Source organism: Hydrogenophaga aquatica (assembly GCF_054780915.1).
Genome location: NZ_BAAGVK010000004.1, coordinates 24,454 through 42,379 on the forward strand (window position 1 = coordinate 24,454; position 17,926 = coordinate 42,379).

General features: G+C 66.9%; 15 protein-coding genes. 6 read left to right on the forward strand and 9 right to left on the reverse strand.

Annotated elements, in window-relative coordinates; translation table 11 throughout:
• The first annotated feature begins 101 nt into the window (after window positions 1–101).
• Window positions 102–941 (forward strand): helix-turn-helix domain-containing protein, encoded by an 840-nt coding sequence (locus ACYVHH_RS04215; RefSeq protein WP_460563826.1) that lies wholly within the window; start codon window positions 102–104, stop codon window positions 939–941.
• 94 nt (window positions 942–1,035) lie between these two features.
• On the opposite strand, the gene qhpG is transcribed toward ACYVHH_RS04215, so the two are convergent.
• The 4 genes from qhpG to ACYVHH_RS04235 all read right to left on the reverse strand — a co-directional run bounded on the left by qhpG (window position 1,036) and on the right by ACYVHH_RS04235 (window position 5,791).
• Window positions 1,036–2,376 (reverse strand): flavin-dependent monooxygenase QhpG, encoded by a 1,341-nt coding sequence (qhpG, locus tag ACYVHH_RS04220; protein WP_460563828.1) that lies wholly within the window; start codon window positions 2,374–2,376, stop codon window positions 1,036–1,038.
• Complete coding sequence (gene qhpE / locus ACYVHH_RS04225) at window positions 2,376–3,041, reverse strand: subtilisin-like serine protease QhpE (protein ID WP_460563830.1); 666 nt, start codon at window positions 3,039–3,041, stop codon at window positions 2,376–2,378. Before qhpE ends, qhpG begins: the two co-directional genes overlap by 1 nt.
• Entirely contained in the window at window positions 3,034–4,755 is a 1,722-nt protein-coding gene (locus ACYVHH_RS04230) for an ABC transporter ATP-binding protein (RefSeq protein ID WP_460563831.1), read from the reverse strand. Before ACYVHH_RS04230 ends, qhpE begins: the two co-directional genes overlap by 8 nt.
• 85 nt (window positions 4,756–4,840) lie before the next feature.
• Window positions 4,841–5,791 carry an AEC family transporter gene (locus ACYVHH_RS04235; protein ID WP_460563832.1) on the reverse strand — a complete coding sequence of 317 codons (951 nt, stop codon included), beginning with the start codon at window positions 5,789–5,791 and terminating at the stop codon, window positions 4,841–4,843.
• 58 nt (window positions 5,792–5,849) lie between these two features.
• Here ACYVHH_RS04235 and ACYVHH_RS04240 point away from each other — a divergent pair, with 58 nt between their 5' ends.
• From ACYVHH_RS04240 to ACYVHH_RS04250, 3 genes are all read left to right on the forward strand, one after another.
• Window positions 5,850–7,922 (forward strand): ATP-dependent helicase, encoded by a 2,073-nt coding sequence (locus ACYVHH_RS04240; protein ID WP_460563833.1) that lies wholly within the window; start codon window positions 5,850–5,852, stop codon window positions 7,920–7,922.
• Window positions 7,923–8,090: 168 nt separating this feature from the next.
• Entirely contained in the window at window positions 8,091–8,525 is a 435-nt protein-coding gene (locus ACYVHH_RS04245; protein WP_460563834.1) for a putative pterin-binding protein, read from the forward strand.
• A 6-nt stretch (window positions 8,526–8,531) separates the two neighbouring features.
• Entirely contained in the window at window positions 8,532–10,427 is a 1,896-nt protein-coding gene (locus ACYVHH_RS04250; protein WP_460563835.1) for an ATP-binding protein, read from the forward strand.
• An 11-nt stretch (window positions 10,428–10,438) separates the two neighbouring features.
• Here ACYVHH_RS04250 and ACYVHH_RS04255 read toward each other — a convergent pair whose 3' ends face one another.
• Genes ACYVHH_RS04255 through def form a run of 4 tightly spaced genes read right to left on the reverse strand, consistent with a single transcriptional unit; the run spans window position 10,439 to window position 13,040 of the window.
• Window positions 10,439–10,774, reverse strand: coding sequence for an AzlD domain-containing protein (locus ACYVHH_RS04255; protein WP_460563836.1), 336 nt, complete (start codon window positions 10,772–10,774; stop codon window positions 10,439–10,441).
• A complete protein-coding gene (locus tag ACYVHH_RS04260; RefSeq protein WP_460563837.1) occupies window positions 10,767–11,525 on the reverse strand; it encodes an AzlC family ABC transporter permease in 759 nt (252 codons plus the stop codon). The genes ACYVHH_RS04255 and ACYVHH_RS04260 overlap by 8 nt, the downstream gene beginning before the upstream one ends.
• Window positions 11,516–12,508, reverse strand: coding sequence for a methionyl-tRNA formyltransferase (gene fmt, locus ACYVHH_RS04265; protein ID WP_460563838.1), 993 nt, complete (start codon window positions 12,506–12,508; stop codon window positions 11,516–11,518). The genes ACYVHH_RS04260 and fmt overlap by 10 nt, the downstream gene beginning before the upstream one ends.
• A gap of 10 nt (window positions 12,509–12,518) precedes the next feature.
• On the reverse strand, window positions 12,519–13,040 hold the full coding sequence (gene def / locus ACYVHH_RS04270; RefSeq protein WP_460563839.1) for a peptide deformylase: 522 nt from the start codon (window positions 13,038–13,040) through the stop codon (window positions 12,519–12,521).
• A 232-nt stretch (window positions 13,041–13,272) separates the two neighbouring features.
• Between def and ACYVHH_RS04275 the strand changes: the two genes are divergently transcribed.
• Window positions 13,273–14,568, forward strand: a complete 1,296-nt coding sequence (locus ACYVHH_RS04275) for a LysM peptidoglycan-binding domain-containing protein (protein ID WP_460563840.1) — start codon at window positions 13,273–13,275, stop codon at window positions 14,566–14,568.
• A 13-nt stretch (window positions 14,569–14,581) separates the two neighbouring features.
• Window positions 14,582–15,679 (forward strand): DNA-processing protein DprA, encoded by a 1,098-nt coding sequence (gene dprA / locus ACYVHH_RS04280; RefSeq protein ID WP_460563841.1) that lies wholly within the window; start codon window positions 14,582–14,584, stop codon window positions 15,677–15,679.
• A gap of 1 nt (window position 15,680) precedes the next feature.
• Here the strand turns inward: dprA and ACYVHH_RS04285 are convergent, their stop codons facing one another.
• Complete coding sequence (locus tag ACYVHH_RS04285) at window positions 15,681–17,909, reverse strand: DUF1631 family protein (protein WP_460563842.1); 2,229 nt, start codon at window positions 17,907–17,909, stop codon at window positions 15,681–15,683.
• Window positions 17,910–17,926 lie beyond the last annotated feature (17 nt).

Here is a 17,926-nt window from a genome sequence, read left to right on the forward strand (position 1 = left end):
CAGTGCCCGCCCTCGATGGCTTCGCTTTCTGCCCGACCATGAACCGTTTCACTGGATTTGCCACACCGCGACCGTTGGACGCCCCTCAGGTCTCGATTCGGGTGAGCGACACCCATGATGCGGACGAACAGGCTGCGTGTCTTGCAGGCTGGGGCCAGTGTTACGAGCAGATGAGCAGCGGTGCGTTCGACGGACATTTCGAGTCCTACCGGTTTGACGGTATCGAGCTGTTCTGCGAACGATCCAATCAAGTCATCCAACAGTACGGGCAGCCACAATCCGGCTGCATGACGGTGGCCGCCGTGCAGGGCAGCGACAGCAACGGCTATTTCTGCGGCCTGCCTCTCAAGCAAGGTCACTATTTTTTCCTTCGCGGCGGCAAGGAGTTCCACTTTCGCACCCCACTGCAGATTGAGGTGACTGCCGTTTCTGTCGACTTGCAGGCGTTTGGGGAGTACTGTGAACGCGTGGGTGAATTGCCGCCCCCCGGTGCCTGTGTGGACAATGGTCTGTTGCCACAACGCCCGTCAGACGATCTGGCCGGCCTGCTGCGGAGCCTGCTGAGCAGCCTGCGCCACACACCCGACATGCTGAACCACCCAACCCTGCGGCACTGCCTGACTGAAAGCCTGCACAGCACCCTGCTCAACCTGTGCGGACCAGCCGAAACCGTAGGCAAGGACCTGACGGCCAGTTGCCGGCAGTACGTCGTCAACAAGGCGCGCGACTACATGGGCGAACACATCGACGCGCCCATCACCGTCAGCGACCTGTGCGCCCACATCCGGGTATCCCGGCGTACCTTGCAGTACGCCTTCCAGGACGTGCTGGGCACCAACCCGGCCCGTTACCTGCGGACCATGCGCCTCAACGGTGCGCGCCGGGACATCCGGCGCCAGACCGACGACCAGACCGCTCTCGCGGACATCGCCGCGCGTTGAGGTTTCTGGCACCCGTCGCGCTTTGCGTCGGAATACAAATCGCTGTTTGGCGAATTGCCGTCGCAGACCCTGCGTTCGGCGTTGTCCCACTGAGTCAGGGCAAGGGCAGCCATCCCTGTGCCCGCATCCAGTCCAGGACAGCCTGCGCGCGCGACAGCGAACAGTGGCAGATCGCTGCGATGGCAGCGGGGGCATCCGATGCTCCCTGCACCGCACGCCACGCGTCTGCGGCAAGCATCCCATCCACGTGCCAGACCCCCAGCGGTTGCGCCTCGGTGACCACCACCTCCGCCAGGCGGATACGGTCCCGGTCGATCACTGGCCGCCACGCCACCTGAGGCCTGGCCAGCCCATTAGGTGCATGGGCGGGCAGAGTATCCGGCCAACTTCGCCGTTTGGCCCAGAACGGCGACTCGGGCCAGCGACTTTCCTGCGCGTAAAAGTCGCGGCCGATGCGGGCGAACCGGTCAAACAGCCCCGCCACCCGCTCCTGGTGGAAACGCCGGGCCACGGCAGCGTCGCCCGGATGGCGCAACAGGGTATGAACCACCATGGGCGCCTGCAGGGCAGACGACAAGGACTGGAACATGCCGTTGCCGGACAACGGGTCGGCCGCCATGGCGGCGTCTCCCACCCTTATCCAGTCGTCGCCACACACTTCCGGCGCCATCCACGCAGTGCTGGTACGCGCATGGGTACGCCATGCAGCCCCGGCATGCACGCCAAACCCGCGGGCCCGTGCGATCGGCGCCAGCCGCTCCAACACCCAGTGAGTCAAATCTGCACGGGGTGGAAACCGGGTGGCATCCGGGTCAATGGTCCACTGCCAACTGGTTGCCCCGCTGGGCAAACGGGCCATCCAGGCCCAGCCGTCCTCCAGGCTGACCACCGCACTACCGGGCGGGCCACCAGCCACGCCCTGGCTGTGGCACAGCAAGGCCACGGTTTCGGGCCCGCGCAACACCCCTTCGGGCGGGTGCGGGGCCTGCCGCCCCCGCGCCTCCACCACAAACCCGGCGCGCACGACCATGGCTGGGCCCCCGTCGGCCGGCTGCAACACAAGCTCGTGCCCCCCGCTGGCGCGTTGCCACCGCGTCACGCGTGCTGCCCAGCGCTCAATGCCGTGAGACGGCAACTCGGCCCACAGCAGGGCATCGAACCGGGTGCGGTCCACCAGACGCTCGCGGTTCACCGCCGTCTGTTTGTCTGCCCATTCGGCTTGCCTGGGTGAAGGAACCTGGATGGCATCCAAGGCGACCCGGATGCCCACGCTCTGCAAACCCGCCACCACCCGATCCGAGACGCCTTCGATCGCGTCAAACGACCTGGGCACGCCGACCACTGTCACCGCATGGCCCAGGCGCTGCAGTCCCAGCGCCGCGGCCACCCCGGCAGGTCCGGCCCCCAACACCACGATGGGACGCTCCTGCTCCATCAGCCGGTCCGCCTTTCCGGGCCACGGAAGTCGGCCTGATTCACCAGGGCTTGCCACACCGCGTCAAGCCGTGGCGTCAAACCTGCAGCACACCAAGCTGCCACACGCCCGGCCAGGTGAGCGCTGGCCATGCTTGCCCCCGCGTGACGCCTGTCACCGTCCGGTGGCAGGACGCAGGCGCCAAAATCGGCATGAGGCAAACCCAGCGCGGAATGCTGGCCTGGGCCACAACGGGCATCGCCCATCACGCGGATAACACCGGGATAACTGGCTGGAAACACCGCCCCACCCCGCGCTGGTGCAGAAGCCAGCAGCACACAACCTTGCGCCAGGGCGCGCTCACAGACCGCGCGCAGGGCCGGATAGTCCTGCCGCACACCGAGGCTCAGGTTGACCACAGCCGCGCCCTGATCGATCACCCAGTGAAGTGCGTTCGCCACGGTGTCGCCGTCGGTGCGCAGTTGCGCGCCAAACACCTGCGCCACGCAGAAGCGGGCGCAGGGGGCCTGCAGGGCAATCGCATCCATGACCCGCGAACCGTGCCCCTGTACATCGCGCCCCACTCCGTCCTGCACAAACACGCGTGAATGCAGCACGCGGTCAGCCAGGTGCATGGGGTAGCCGCTGTCCACGACACCCACGCGGACCAAGACGCCTTCAGCCATGCGCCTCCTCCAAGGTGCCTGTGTGCACTGTCAGTTGACCACGCTCCAGATGAAGGCGCAACGCGGCCCCCGTCCAGGCACTGTTGCGGTGACTGACAACGATACGGGTCCTGTCACCGAAAGCGTCTTCGATCTGTGCGAGCACCTCGGCCTCCAGGGCATCATCCAGCGCACTGGTGGCCTCATCCAGTATCAACACGGCAGGGTTCTGGAGCAGTGCCCGGGCAATGGCGATGCGCTGCCGCTGCCCCCCCGATGCTGTCTGCCCACGCTCACCCAACCAAGTGTCCAGGCCTTCAGGCAGGCTGTTCACCCAGGCTGTCAAGCCAGCGCGCTCCACCGCCTTTGCCACCTGTTCGTCGTCGGCTTGCGGGCGTGCGTAGCGCACGTTGTCCCGCAAGGAGGCCCGAAACAACACGATGTCCTGACTCACCACCGCCACGGACTGCCGCAAGTCCTTCAGGCGCAAGCGGCGCAAATCCACCCCGTCCAGCAGGACGGCTCCCGCGTCGGGGTCGCTGTGCCGCAACAGCAGGTCGATCAACGTGCTCTTGCCCACGCCTGACGCACCCGATATGACGGCTTTCCGGCCTGCAGGTATGCACACGCTCACACCGTCCAATACCATTCCTTCCCGTCCGGGGTGGCTGAAGCGAACGCCGTCGAGGCGAAACTCACCCCTGACGGGTGACGGCAAAGGCCGCGCATCGGCAGCGTCGACCACCGTGACGGGCTCCTGTCGCAGGGTGGCCACCCGGTCCAGGCTGACACGCACTTTCTGCAAGCCCACATACCAGCCCAGCAAACTGTTGAGCGGGCCACTGGCCATGCCCAGGTAGGTAGAGAAGGCCACCAGCGACCCCAGCGCCCACTGGCCGTCGATGACCCACAGACCTCCGACCAGGAAGGACAGAGCCCTCGTCCACGCCGTCAACTGCCCAGGGACTGCGTGGGTCACGAACTCCAGAACCTGCAGGCGCAGCAAGGCCGACAGGTAGTGTCCGTGCACGCGATCAAGCCGGCGCGCCTCGCGGGCCTCCTGCCCGCTGGCCTGCACAAACTTCAAGACCGGCAACACTTCCACGAAGAAACTGGAAACATCGCTGCCCCGCTCCCGCAATTCACGGGTGCGCTCGGCGACCCTGGGCCGCAAGCGGTAAAGCCACCACCACTCCAGCGGCAACAACACCAGAACCATCAGCGCCAGCTCCCAAGACAACCAAACCAGCCAAGCCAACGCCCCCAGCAACCCAAGAATGTTCGTCAGCAGGGCAAACAAGCTGTCCACGGCAAACCGCTGTATCTCTGACACATCGCCGTCCAGCCGCGACAGCACGTCCCCTGTGCGCCAACGACTCAACGCGGACGGTGACAGCTTCTGCAAATGGTCGAATACGTCCCGCCGCAGGTCAAACAGCACCGCAGCCGACAGCCGGGTGTGCAGGTAGCGGTTCAGACCGGCCAACAGCGTGGCCGCCAGCCCCACGCCCAACATCAGGAGCACGGTGGTCCACAAAACCGTCTGGTTGCGTGCAATCAGGCCATCGTCGATCAGGTGTTTGACCAGGATAGGCTGAACCAGCACCAGACCGGACGCCAGCAGCGACAACCCCAGCACCAGCACCATGGCCCGGCTGCGCGGACGCACGAAGCCAAACAGCCACCCCCAGGTTGGGCGTGGCGGAATGCGGTCAGGAACCTGGGCACCGTCCATGCCCTGATGGTGGCACAAGCCCGTGCCAAACCGGTGGTGGTGTAGCGCGAATACCGCAAACGCACGCGTTTGCCAAAACTGGCTATCAGCGCAGCAGCGCCACTGCCCCCGAGAACGAGAAAAACGCCAACGCCGTGGACACCAGGATGATGCGCGCGATGCGGCCGTTGTCCGCCCCGAAACGCTCCGCCAGCAGCGAGACGTTGCTGGCGCTGGGCAGCGCCGCCACCAGCACCATCACCGTCAGCGCAAACGGATTCAACGGCACCCCCAGCTGGATGGCGGCCGAGCCCGCCAGCAGCACCAGCACCGGGTGCAGCACCAGTTTCATTACCGCCACCGGCACGTAATCGCTCAGTGGCATGGGGTGGTCGGCCTGCATCTGCGAGCGCGCCAGCACCGCGCCAATGGTGAAAAGCGCCACGGGTGACGCCGCGTCGGCCAGCAGCCAGACGGTTTTCTCGATGGGCACCGGCAAGGTGAACTGCAGCGCCGAGGCCGCCGCCCCCAGGATGATGGCCCAGGGCATGGGGTTGCGCACCACACCGCTGAGTGCCTTGCCCGCCGCGGCGGCAGCACCACCCTCGCCCCCGTCCAGCCGCGACAGGGCAATGCACAGCGAACTGGTGACCACCATGTCCACCACGATGAGCACGATCACCGGCCCCGCGCTCTGCGGGCCCAGCAGCGCCGCCAGCAGCGGCACGCCCATGAAGCCGGTGTTCGGGAAGGCAGCCACCAGCGCGCCCATGGAGGCGTCGTTCCAGCCGATGCGCCCCCCTTTGGTCATGGCAATCGCAAACCCCACCATGATGAGCGCGCACAGCAGGTACACGCCGAACACCGACGCGTCCAGCAACTGGGCGATGGGCGTGGTGGAGCCGAAACGGTAAAGCATGGCCGGCAGCGCGAAATACAGCACGAAGCTGTTGAGACCAGGAATGGCCTCCAGCGGCAGCATGCGGCGGCGGGCGGCAACGAAACCGCCTAGCACCAGGGCGAAGAAAGGGAAAGTGACGAGCAGAATATTCAGCACGCCCGCGATTCTCTCACCCGTTATCATCGACCGCTTTGCGCCCCGTCCCCGACACGACATGTCCGCCGGTCTGAACTTTGCCCAGCTCGAAGCCGTGAACCACCTGGCCGGCCCCTGCCTGGTGCTGGCGGGCGCGGGTTCCGGCAAGACGCGCGTCATCACCCACAAGATCGCCCGCCTCATCCAGGCGGGTCTGGTGGCCAACCGCATTGCCGCCATCACCTTCACCAACAAGGCCGCCGCCGAAATGCGCGAGCGCGCCCGCCAGCTGGTGGGCAAGCCTGCCAAGGACGTGCTGATCTGCACCTTCCACTCCCTGGGCGTGCGCCTGCTGCGTGAAGACGGCGCGGTGCTCGGCCTCAAGAGCCAGTTCTCCATTCTGGACAGCGACGACATCACCTCCATCCTCAAGGACTGCGGCGGCACCACCGACGCGGCCACCGCGCGCGGCTGGCAATGGACCATCAGCGGCTGGAAGGGCGCCGGGCTGACCGCCGAGCAGGCCCTGGCCCAGGCTCGCGACGAGAACGAGCGCGTGATTGCCCTGGTGATGGCCAAGTACCAGGAACGCCTGAGCGCCTACCAGAGCGTGGACTTTGACGATCTGATCGCCCTGCCCCTGAAGCTGCTGCAACAGCACGAGGAGGTGCGCGCCAAGTGGCAGAAGAAGCTCGGCCACGTGCTGGTGGACGAGTACCAGGACACCAACGCCACCCAGTACGAGCTGCTCAAGCTGCTGGTGGGCGAAAACGGGCGTTTCACCGCCGTGGGCGACGACGACCAGTCCATCTACGGCTGGCGTGGCGCCACGCTCGACAACCTCAAACGGCTGCCACAGGACTTCCCTGCCCTCAAGGTGGTGAAGCTGGAGCAGAACTACCGTTCCACCAGCGCCATCCTGCGCGCGGCCAACAACGTCATCGGCCCCAACCCCAAGCTCTTTCCCAAAACGCTGTGGAGCGAGCTGGGCGAGGGCGAGCCCGTGCGCGTGCAGGCCTGCGACAACGAGGACCACGAAGCCGAACGTGCCGTGGCGCGCATCCAGAGCATCCGCGCCGGTTCGGTGGCGGCGGGCACCAGCGGCGCCAAGTACAAGGCGTTCAAGGACTTCGCCATCCTCTACCGCGCCAACCACCAGGCGCGTGCACTGGAAACCGCCCTGCGCAAGGCGCAGATCCCCTACAAGGTCTCGGGCGGCACCAGCTTCTTCGACCGCGCCGAGATCAAGGACCTCTGCGCCTGGCTGCGCCTGCTCGTCAACAACGACGACGACCCCGCCTTCCTGCGCGCCGTCACCACGCCCAAGCGCGGCATTGGCCACCAGACGCTGGCCTCGCTCGGCGCCTTCGCCACGCAGTACAAACTCAGCCTGTTCGAGGCACTGTTTTCGCACTCGCTGCCCGCAGCCCTGCCGCAGCGCGCCCTGCACGGCCTGCACGAATTCGGCCGCTACGTGAACGACCTGGAACACCGCGCCCGCCACACCACGGGCCACGAGGCCGCCAAAGCCTTCCTCACCGACTGGCTCAAGGACATTGGCTACGAGCAATTCCTGCTCGACAGCGAAGAAAGCGACAAGGTGGCCGCCGCCCGCTGGGGCAACGTCATGGACTTCTGCGACTGGGTGGCTCAGCGCTGCGGCGGCCAGATCGATGACACCGGCGGTATCACCACCGAGCGCGAACCCAAGACCATGCTGGAAGTGGCGCAGACCATTGCACTCATCTCCACCATCTCGGAGCGCGAACAGGACCAGGACGTGGTGACCCTGTCCACCCTGCATGCCTCCAAGGGGCTGGAGTGGCCGCACGTGGTGCTTGCCGGGGTGAACGAGGGCCTGCTGCCCTTCAAGCCAGACGAGGACGACAACGCCGACGCGCTGGCACTGCGCATCCAGGAAGAGCGCCGCCTGATGTACGTGGGCATCACCCGCGCGCAGCACACCTTGGTGGTGAGCTGGCTCAAGCGCCGCAAGAAGGGCCGCGAAATGGTGCCTGGGCAGCCCAGCCGCTTCATCGAGGAAATGGGGCTGGACAAAACCACCGCGAAGGAGGACCCTCGGGCCAAGCTGCGCGCACTGCGCGAAGAGTTCGCCCAACGGGCCGGACAGGCAGCCACGCCCAATGGATAGGCGGTGCCATTCAGGGGCTGTTCCCCGCCAATCGCATCGAATATCATTGATCGCTCTCAACAACTGCTTTAAAGGCGATAAGTGATAATGAACACCCGACGCAAAGCGTTCATCGCAATCACTGCCAGCCTATGCGCATGGGCCGGAGTGCAGTTTTCAGCATATGCATTGGATGCGCCCCAGGGAAGGGTCATTCTCACCATCACCGGCAACATCGGCGAAACCAATGCCGAGCGCCAGGCGCAGTTCGACCTGGCCATGCTGGAAGCCCTGCCGCAGCACAGCTTCACCACCCAGACCCCCTGGGACAACGGCACCATCAAATTCACCGGTCCGCTGCTGCGCGACGTGCTGGCGGCCGTCAAGGCGCAGGGCAGCCAACTCAGGGCGGTCGCGCTCAACGACTACCGCATCACCATCCCCATTGAAGACGCCAGGCGTTTCGACATGGTGCTGGCCCACCGCATGAACGACCAGCCGATTCCGATTCGCACCCGTGGACCGCTGTTCATCGTCTACCCCTTCGACAGCCGCAGGGAATTGCGTTCCAACGTCTATTACGAACGCTCGATCTGGCAGCTCAAGAGCCTCGACATCGACTGACAACCCATGCGCAACAACCCCGGCAACCGCCGCTTCTTGCTCTGGTTGTCGCTCACCACTGCGCTGATGGCCGTGGGCCTGGCGGCCATGCTGACGGTATTCCTGCGCCAGGCACGGTCCGTGGAGGAAACGGCACGCCTCCTGCGGGCGGACTCCATCACCGCGCTGACCTTCCAGTTCGAACGGGAGTTTCTGCGCTTCCGCTCGGAACTGGGGCAGGCGCTGCAAACACGCAACGAACCCGATTGGGAACAACTGGGACTGCGCTACGACATCCTGCTCAGCCGGGTAGACCTGTTGCGCGACAGCCCCAGTACCTCCCGGCTGCGTGAGCGACCCGAATACATCAAATTGCTGCCTCGCCTGGAAGCCATGGTCGCGCGCACGGATGCGGCCATGAGCACGCCACAGCAGCACCTCAATGAGCTCGCGGGCATACTTGAAGCCCTGTACGACCTTGGCCCCGAAGTCCAGGCACTTTCCTTTGCATCGAACCAACTGGTCAGCGGGCTGATTGAACAACAGGTCACCGTTGTCCACGAACAGAGCCGGCTCATCACCTGGCTGGTGGCGGCCCAGGTGCTTGGTCTGATGCTGGCGGCCACCGGTCTGCTGCAGCGTCACCGGCGCCAGCAGCGAGAACAGCGCGAACTGGAGCTGCTGAACGAGGCACTGCGGGAAGCGAAGACCCAGGCGGACAGCGCAAACCGCGGGAAGAGCCGCTTCCTGGCCAACATGAGCCATGAGCTGCGAACCCCCTTCAACGGGCTGCTGGGCATGCTCGACGTGCTGGAAGAGTCGCCCCTGACTCCCCAGCAGAGAGACCATGTGCTGACGGCCCGCGACTCCGCCAGGCACCTGCTCAACCTGCTCAACGACATTCTTGACATGTCGGCCCTGGAGGCCGGCAAGATGACCATACAGCCTGAACCCGTGGACATGTTGCGGCTGATCGGCGAGGTTCACGCCGTGATGGCGCCGGTGGGCCAGCGCAAGAAGCTCGCGATGCAGCTGAAATGGCCGGCCGATTCGCCGGGCCTGGTCATGGCCGACCCAACTCGCACGCGGCAGATTCTGTTCAACCTGCTGAGCAACGCCGTCAAGTTCACCGAACACGGCACCGTCAGCATGCAGGTGGGCTGGGTCCGGGAAGGCGACACAGCACACTGGACCGTGGCCGTCGAGGACACCGGCATCGGCCTGGACGAGCAGATGCAGGCCCAGCTGTTCCAGCGCTTCCACCAGGTGGACGGTTCGGCCACCCGGCGCTTCGGCGGCAGTGGGCTGGGGCTGGAGATTTCCCGCACGCTTGCGCGGCTGATGGGTGGCGACATCACCGTGCAAAGCACGCTGGGCAAGGGCTCAACCTTCACGCTGGAATTGCCGACGCCAGTGTCAGCGGTGCAGTCCGTGCCCCAGGCCATCCCGTCACAGATGGTGCCGCCACCGTCGGCGGCGGCCACACCATCGCCCCCATCCACCGCTGCCATCCAGCCTCCCTCCACTCGGCATGCGGAAAGCGTGGAGTGGTCCGTTCTGGTCGCGGAAGACCACCCGGTCAACCGGAAGTTCATGGGCGCACTGCTCAACAAGCTGGGGCACGCGGTCACGTTCGCGGAGAACGGCCGGCAGGCCTACGAACTGGTTCAGCAACAGGACTTCGACCTGGTGTTCATGGACATTCACATGCCCGAGATGGACGGTCTGACCAGCACCGAACTGATCCGCGCGTTGCCGGGTGACCGGGCCCGCATTCCCATCGTGGCATTGACTGCCGACGTGATGAACGACGCTGAAGAACGCGCCACCAACGCCGGTGTCAACGAATTCCTGTCCAAGCCCGTACAGAAAGACCTGCTGCTGGCAGCCTTGACCCGCTGGGCCGGGCAGCACCGCCACTAAGGCAAGGGGCCTTACCAGCCCAGGCCCAGGCGCAGCGGCAGGTAGACCGCCATACCGCAGACGATGGTTCCCAGCACCCCGCCACGCCAGAAGAACCACGCCGCGCCAGCTGCGGCAGAGAACAGACGCGCGTCCTGCCAGGTGCGTATCCACTGGCCGTGGTCGGTGAAAATCTCGGGCAGCACCACGGCAGCCAGCGCCGCAATCGGCGCATACTGCAGCCCCCGCTCGGCCCAGTGAGGCATGTGCCAGGGCTTGTCGGAAAACAGGAAGAAGCTGCGGGTGATCACGGTCACCACCGCCAGCGCGACGATGGTCAGCAGCGTCCAGGGATCTGTGTCAATCATGGTGCCTCACTGGCGGAATGGGCGCGCCGCGCAGCCAGCGCGGGCCATGGGCTTCGGCCACCAGGCACACCGCAACGGCTGACGCGATCGCCACCAGAATATTGAGCTTGAGCGGCAAGGCCCACGCCACCACGGCGGCGGCCCCCGCCACGCCCGCAGACAGCACCCGCAGGCGCGACGTGGCCAGCGAACAGCCCACGCCCAGCAGCGCCAGGATGCCGGCAAACCCCAGCCCCCACTCGGGCGGAATCACGTTCGCCAGCGCAATGCCGACAAGGCTGGCCACCATCCAGAAACCGTAGTTGATGGCGCAGTTGCCCGCCAGGTAGGCCTCCTGGCGCAGCTGCTCGTCGGGTGTCTGGCCCGGGTGCGGGTAACGCTTGGCAAAGAACACGTAGCTCAGGTCACCCGTGACGTAACCGGTGATCACGCGTTCGCGCCAGGGCAGGTGCCGCAGGTAGGGCCGCAGGTGCGCCGAGAACACCACGAAACGCAGGTTGACGCAGAACGCAGCGGCCAGGATGACCCACAGCGGGGCACCGGACGCGATCAGGGGCACTGCCGTGAGCTGGGCGCTGCCCGCGTACACCAGCAGGGTCATGGCCACGGCCTCGAAGGCACTCATGCCCGACTTGACCATGGCCACACCGGTCATCAGCCCCCAGGCGGCAATGCCCGTGGCCACGCTGCCCTGGTCAAGCATGCCCTCGCGGAATTCGGGCAGGCGCCGGTAAGCCGCTTTCAGGAACATGCGCCCTCACCCGGTTCCTGTCCCATGCACACGCCAGCGGCGGGCGCGTTGGCGCCCCGCAGGAAGTCGGCCACCGGCAAACGCTTGCCCCCGGCACGCTGCAGTTCGGTCAGGCGCAACACACCCCGGCCCGCCTGCACCCGCAGGCCCTGCGGGCCCGCCTCCAGCACAGTGCCGGGCGCGGTGCCTGCGGCGGGCGGGGCGTCGCCCTCGGCCTGTGCCGCCCACACCTTGACGGCTTCACCGTTCGCCGAAGTCACGGCACCGGGGAAAGGGTCGAACGCCCGCACCCGGCGCGCCAGCAGGGCCGCATCCAGGGCCCAGTCGATGCGGGCCTCGGCCTTGTCGATCTTGTGGGCGTAGGTGATGCCTTCAGCCGGTTGCGGCTGGCGCGTCAGGCCGCCGCATGCGGCCAGCTCCAGCGCCTCCACGATGAGCCGCCCGCCCAGCGCTGCCAGGCGGTCATGCAACTGGCCCGTGGTTTCGTGGGGACCGATGTGCACACGCTCCTCAAGCAGCATGTCGCCCGTGTCCAGGCCTTCGTCCATCTGCATGATGGTCACGCCGGTCTGCGCGTCACCGGCCTCGATGGCGCGATGAATGGGCGCTGCACCGCGCCAGCGCGGCAGCAGCGAGGCGTGGATGTTCAGGCAGCCCAGCCGGGGCAGGTCCAGCACCCAGCGCGGCAGGATGAGGCCGTAGGCCGCCACCACCATGACGTCGGCCTGCGCGTCCAGCAATGCCTGGCGCGCCGCCTCGGCATCTTCGGGAAACTTGCCGTCCAGCCGCAGGCTGCGCGGCTGCGCCACCGGCACGCCATGGGCTTGCGCCCATTGCTTCACGGGCGAAGCCTGCAGCTTCATGCCCCGGCCGGCAGGGCGGTCGGGCTGGGTCAGAACCAGGGGAATGGTGAACCCGGCGCGGCCCAGCGCGTCCAGGGCCACCGCCGCGAATTCCGGCGTGCCGGCAAAAACCACTCGCATGACCGGCTCCTCAGGCGCGCTGCAGATCGCGCTCGGCCTTGAGCAGCTTGGTCTTGATGCGGTTGCGCTTGAGCGGAGACAGGTATTCCACGAACACCTTGCCCATGAGGTGGTCCATCTCGTGCTGGATGCACACGGCCAGCAGGCCCTCGGCCTCGATCACGCGGCTCTTGCCGTCGCCGTCGAGCGCACGCACGCGCACGGCCGTGGAGCGCTCCACGCCGTCGTAGATGCCGGGCACGGAGAGGCAGCCCTCCTCGCCCTTGCGCTTTTCGTCGCTGGCCCATTCCAGCTCGGGGTTGATGAGCACCAGAGGCTGGTCGCGCTCCTCGCTCACGTCAATGACGATCAGCCGCTCGTGGATGTCCACCTGCGTGGCGGCGAGGCCAATGCCCTGAGCGGCGTACATGGTGGCCAGCATGCGCGGAATGATGGCGCGGACGCGGTCGTCCACGACGGCAATCGGACGGGCCACCGTGTGCAGGCGGGGATCGGGGTAACGGAGGATGGGCAGAAGGTCGCTGGAGGTCATGGATTGGGTCTGTCTGGCGGGCATGCGGAAGGGGTGTTCCGGCCCATGTCGCTATTTTCGCCACTTTCGAGCTATCCAGCACGGTGACGGAGACGATATCATTGCCATAGCTGGGGCTTAAACGCAAAATGTCCAGACGTTCATTTCAAGCAACGTCCGGCCAGGGAGGGGGAGCGTGCGACCACGCCCATCCCGGCGCGACAGGTTCCGGAGCCAACGAGACGAGATGTCCATGACCACACCTTCCACCGCTCCCCAGGCAGTTCAGCCGCACGCTCGCGCCCACCTGCGCCCCACCCTCCCCACCCTCCCCGCCCTGCGCGCTCTGCGGGCGGGCCTGCTGGGCACCGTGGCCCTGGCCTGCCTGGCCGTGGCAGCCCAGACCACGCCGAACTACCCTGTCACGTCTGGCCAACGCAGCACCGCGCAGCAGGTGGCCGAAAAAGGCGTGCCGCTGAGCGAACTGGCCCCCAACGCCCCGGACGCCTACACGGTCAAACGCGGCGACACGCTCTGGGGCATCTCGGGCATCTTCCTCCAGCGCCCGTGGCGTTGGCCGGAACTGTGGGGCATGAACCTGCAACAGATCCGCAACCCCCACCTCATCTTCCCTGGGCAGGTCCTGGTCCTCACCAAGGTGGGTGACCGCGCCTACCTGTCGCTCGGCGGCGCGGGCGCCGCAGGCGGGGTGCCCACGGTCAAGCTGTCTCCGCGCGTGCGCTCGGAGAGCCTGGCCGACACAGCCATCGCCCCCATCCCGCTGCACGTCATCGACCCCTTCCTGACAGACTCCATGCTGGTGGACGGGCCGGTGCACGACCGCGCCCCCCGCATCGCCGCGACCCAGGAAAACCGTGTGCTGCTCAGCCGCGGGGACCGTGCCTATGCGCGCGGCCAGTACGGCAACGGCGACAACCTGCAAGGTGTGGTCCTGAGCATGGACAAGGGCCAGCCGCGCCAGTTCCGCGTCTACCGCGAAGCAGACCCGCTGAAGGACCCCTCCACGGGCGAGCTGCTGGGTTACGAAGCACAGTTCGTGGGCAAGGCCGAACTGGCCCGCCCCGAAGAGTTGCGCCAGACCGCCGGCGCCGACGGCAAGGCCACCCAGACGATCGTTCCCGCAACCATCGACATCGTCCTGGCCAAGGAAGAAATGCGCGTTGGCGACCGCCTGCTGCCCGAGCCCCAGCGCGATGTGCCCACCTACATCCCGCACAAACCTGGCTCGCCGCAGAACGGCCAGATCGTCAAGGTCCACGGCAACGCCGTGCAGTTCGCTGGTCAGAACCAGGTGGTCATCATCAACCGTGGGGCCAAGGATGGCCTGGAGCGCGGCCATGTGCTCGCCATCCTGCGGGACGCCAACGTGGTGCCCGACACCACCGACGGCGCACGCCCCAACCTGCACCTGCCCGGGGAGCGCAACGGCCTGATGATGGTCTTCCGGACCTTTGACAGCATGTCCTACGCCCTGGTGCTGCAAATTGCCGATGGCGTGAAGGTGGGTGACCGCTTCGTCAACCCCTGAAGCGTCTTCCTGCATGCGCGATGCCGAACTGGGCGCCTGGCTGCGCCTGATGCTCACGCCTGGCGTGGGCAACCGCGCTGCCCGCCAGCTGCTGGCAGCCTTTGGCCTTCCCGATGCCATCTTCAGCCAATCCACCGACGCACTGGCGGCGGTGGTTGGCCACAAACTGGCGCAGACGCTCCAACAGGAGCCTGAGGGCTGGACCGCGCTGTGCGACACCACCCGGCGCTGGCTGGACGCATCGCCCCGGCATCACCTGCTGACCCTGGGCGACCCGGCCTACCCGGCCGAACTGTTGCAGACCGAAGACCCCCCGCTGCTGCTGCACCTGCTGGGACAGAAGGCGTGCCTGAGCCATCCACGGCGGATCGCCGTGGTGGGCAGCCGCAACCCGACGCCGCAGGGCCAGGAAAACGCGCAGCGCTTCGCCCGGGCGCTGGCCGAAGCCGGTGTGTGCGTCGTGTCGGGCCTGGCGCTGGGGGTTGACGGCGCCGCACACCTGGGCGCGCTGGAAGGCAACGGCCAGACGATCGCCGTGGTGGGCACGGGGCTGGACCGCGTCTACCCCAGGCGCCACCTGGCCTTGGCTCACCGCATTGCCGAACAGGGCGCGTTGATCAGCGAATACCCGCTGGGCACGCCGCCGCTGGCCCCCAACTTTCCCAAACGCAACCGCATCATCGCCGGGATGTCGCTGGGCACCCTGGTGGTGGAAGCCGCGCTGCAATCGGGCTCGCTGATCACGGCGCGGCTGGCCATCGAGCAGGGGCGCGAGGTATTTGCCATCCCAGGCTCCATCCACGCGCCGCAATCGCGCGGCTGCCATGCGCTCATCCGCCAGGGCGCCAAGCTGGTGGAGTCGGCCCAGGACATTCTGGAAGACCTGCGCCTGGCCATGCCGCCGAAGGACGCAGACACCGCCGAGCCACGGCCGCCCGAGCAGGACGGCGTGCTGCAGGCCCTGGGCTACGACCCGGCGGGCCTGGATGCCCTGCAGGCGCGGACAGGACTGGACACGGCGGCCCTGCAGGCCCGGCTGCTGGAACTGGAACTGGCCGGCCAGGTGCAACGGCTGCCCGGCGGGCTTTTCCAGCGCTGCAACCTCGGTTGAATCAGGAGAGCAGCCGCTCGGGGTTGGCGTCGAGCTTCTCGATGGCACTGCGCGTGGCGCGCTCGAACAACCCTTCACCTTCCACAGGGCGTAACAGCCCGGCCTGGAGGTACTGCGCAACCCGCCCCTGCTGCATCAGAAAGGCATGTTGGGCGGCCGTGGCGAACAGGTAGAGCTGCTTGCGCGGGCTTTGCCATGCCAACTGGGCCGACACGGCCTGGCCGTTGTGCTCCAGACGGAACCACCCGCCCAGCGGCAGCCCGCGCACCTGCGCCCGGGTTTCCTGGCGCACGGCGGCCCCGGTGTCGGGCAGCACGGTGATGGACGAGGCGTCGGCCCCCGTGATCAGCTCCAGGCTGTCGCGATTCAGCGGCAGGTCTTCGGCATCTTGCGCGGGCAGCAGATCCTCCACCCCAGCCAGGGTCTGCGTGATGGTGCCGATCCAGCCGGGGTCAACCACGGCGGTGCGTGACATGAAGGCGTCGGCCAGCGTGTCGTTCACCGGCTTGAGCGCCGCATCCTGCCGGGCCTTGTCGTAGCCCAGCAAGGCCATGCCGTCGCGCAGCACAGCCAGCAGCGCGGGCACCCGGGCGATGACCTGCGCGCGCTCATGGCGCGTGGACTTGGCACTGGCGGCCCACAGCAGGTCGCCAGAGGCCTGCTGAAGGCGCTGCGCGCGCGGATCGCCCGCGCCATAGGTGACGGCGGCCTGCGCCATGACCTCGGCCCACACATGGTAGAAAAAGTCTCGCAGGGCGTCCCTCAAGGGCGCCTGCCCCAGCAACTTGCGCAACTCGATGGTGTACTGGACCGTCAGCGCCTCTTTCTGTTCCAGCTGCTGAGCGACATCTGCGATCTTGCGCAGGCCCTGGGACTGGCTGAGATGCTCACCCAAAAAGACCTGAAACTCCTTGTACATGAGTTCAAAGACGCGGCGCCCCGTCTCGGGGTACTGCTCGATGACTTGCACGATGCGCTTGATTTCCTGCTCCAGGGGCGCCAGGGAAATCGCCGGATCGAAGCCCATGACGCACGAACCCATGCGGTCGATCAGCAGACGCGCCGGGTGTTGCTCAGATGCCAGAAAGCCCGGGTCGCTCATGGCGTGGCGCAGCACCGGCATCTGCAGCCGGGCAAACCACACCCGCAGGCTGGGGGGTATGCGCTCCTCGGTCAGGATGCTGTCGAAAATGAGCGCCACGATCTCGATGACCGCCTTCTCCTGGTCCGAACCAACCCGCTCCTTCAAGGCGCGCGTCTGCGCATGCAGCCCTGCGGCACCGGCTTCCAGTGAAGTCCAGTCCACGGGCGGCAGCGCCCGCAAGGCAGCCTCCAGCACGGCCCAGTCGGTGACCACTGCGGGCAGGGGCTCGCCGTCATGGGCGGCCGTCCCGGCCCAATGGGCGGCAGCAGGCACACGCTCGCTCAGCAACCGCATGAGGCGGCTGCCGGGCACGGCCTGGGATACGCCGCCGCTGGCGCCAGGCACATGCCCTGCCCCAGCCACGGCCTGTGTGCCCGGCGCGCCCTCAGGCACGGTCTGGCCCTGAGACACCTGGCGGGCCGTCAAAAGGCTTGGCGTCCGTCTGACCAGGCCGCGCAGGTCGATCTCGGGCAGCACGCCGTGCTCCAGCAGGAAGCGGTTCGCCTCCTGGTAGGCGTCGGCCACCGCCAAGGCAAACGGCGGGAGCAGAACCGCCTGGCAGGACTCCCAGTGCTCGCGCGAGAAACCCGCCTCCAGCCAGGCATCCACCACGGCCTCGGCCACACGCAAGGCCTGCACCGCATCGCCTTTGTCGAGTTCCGTCGTTCCTTCCAAGTGTTGCAGGCGCAGGCGCAGGTCGTTGAATTCGCCGCTGCCTTTGTCGATGGCAGCCAGCGCCGCGCGGGCCGCCAGAATCTGGGTCTCGACGGCGGCCTCTTCCACGAGCACCAGCTCGTCCTCGCTCAGGGCCTGCTGGCGCTGCACGGTGGCTTCCACGGGCGCGTGGAGCAAGCTGTCCAGACGGCGCTGCGCCCCGGCCAGCCAGGGGTCACGCTGCTTCTGGAAAAGCTGGTACAGGTCGCGCCGCTCCTGAACCTCGGCCATCGTGCCCGTCAGGTCCAGCTGGGCGGCCAGGTATTCATGGAGCTGAGCGGCAACCTGCGGCAGGCCAGCCGTGACTTGGCGCAGGAAAACCTGCCGCGCCTGCCGGGCCGTGCCGCGAGGAGTCTGTATGCCGGTTTCCACCTGACGAGTATGCCACC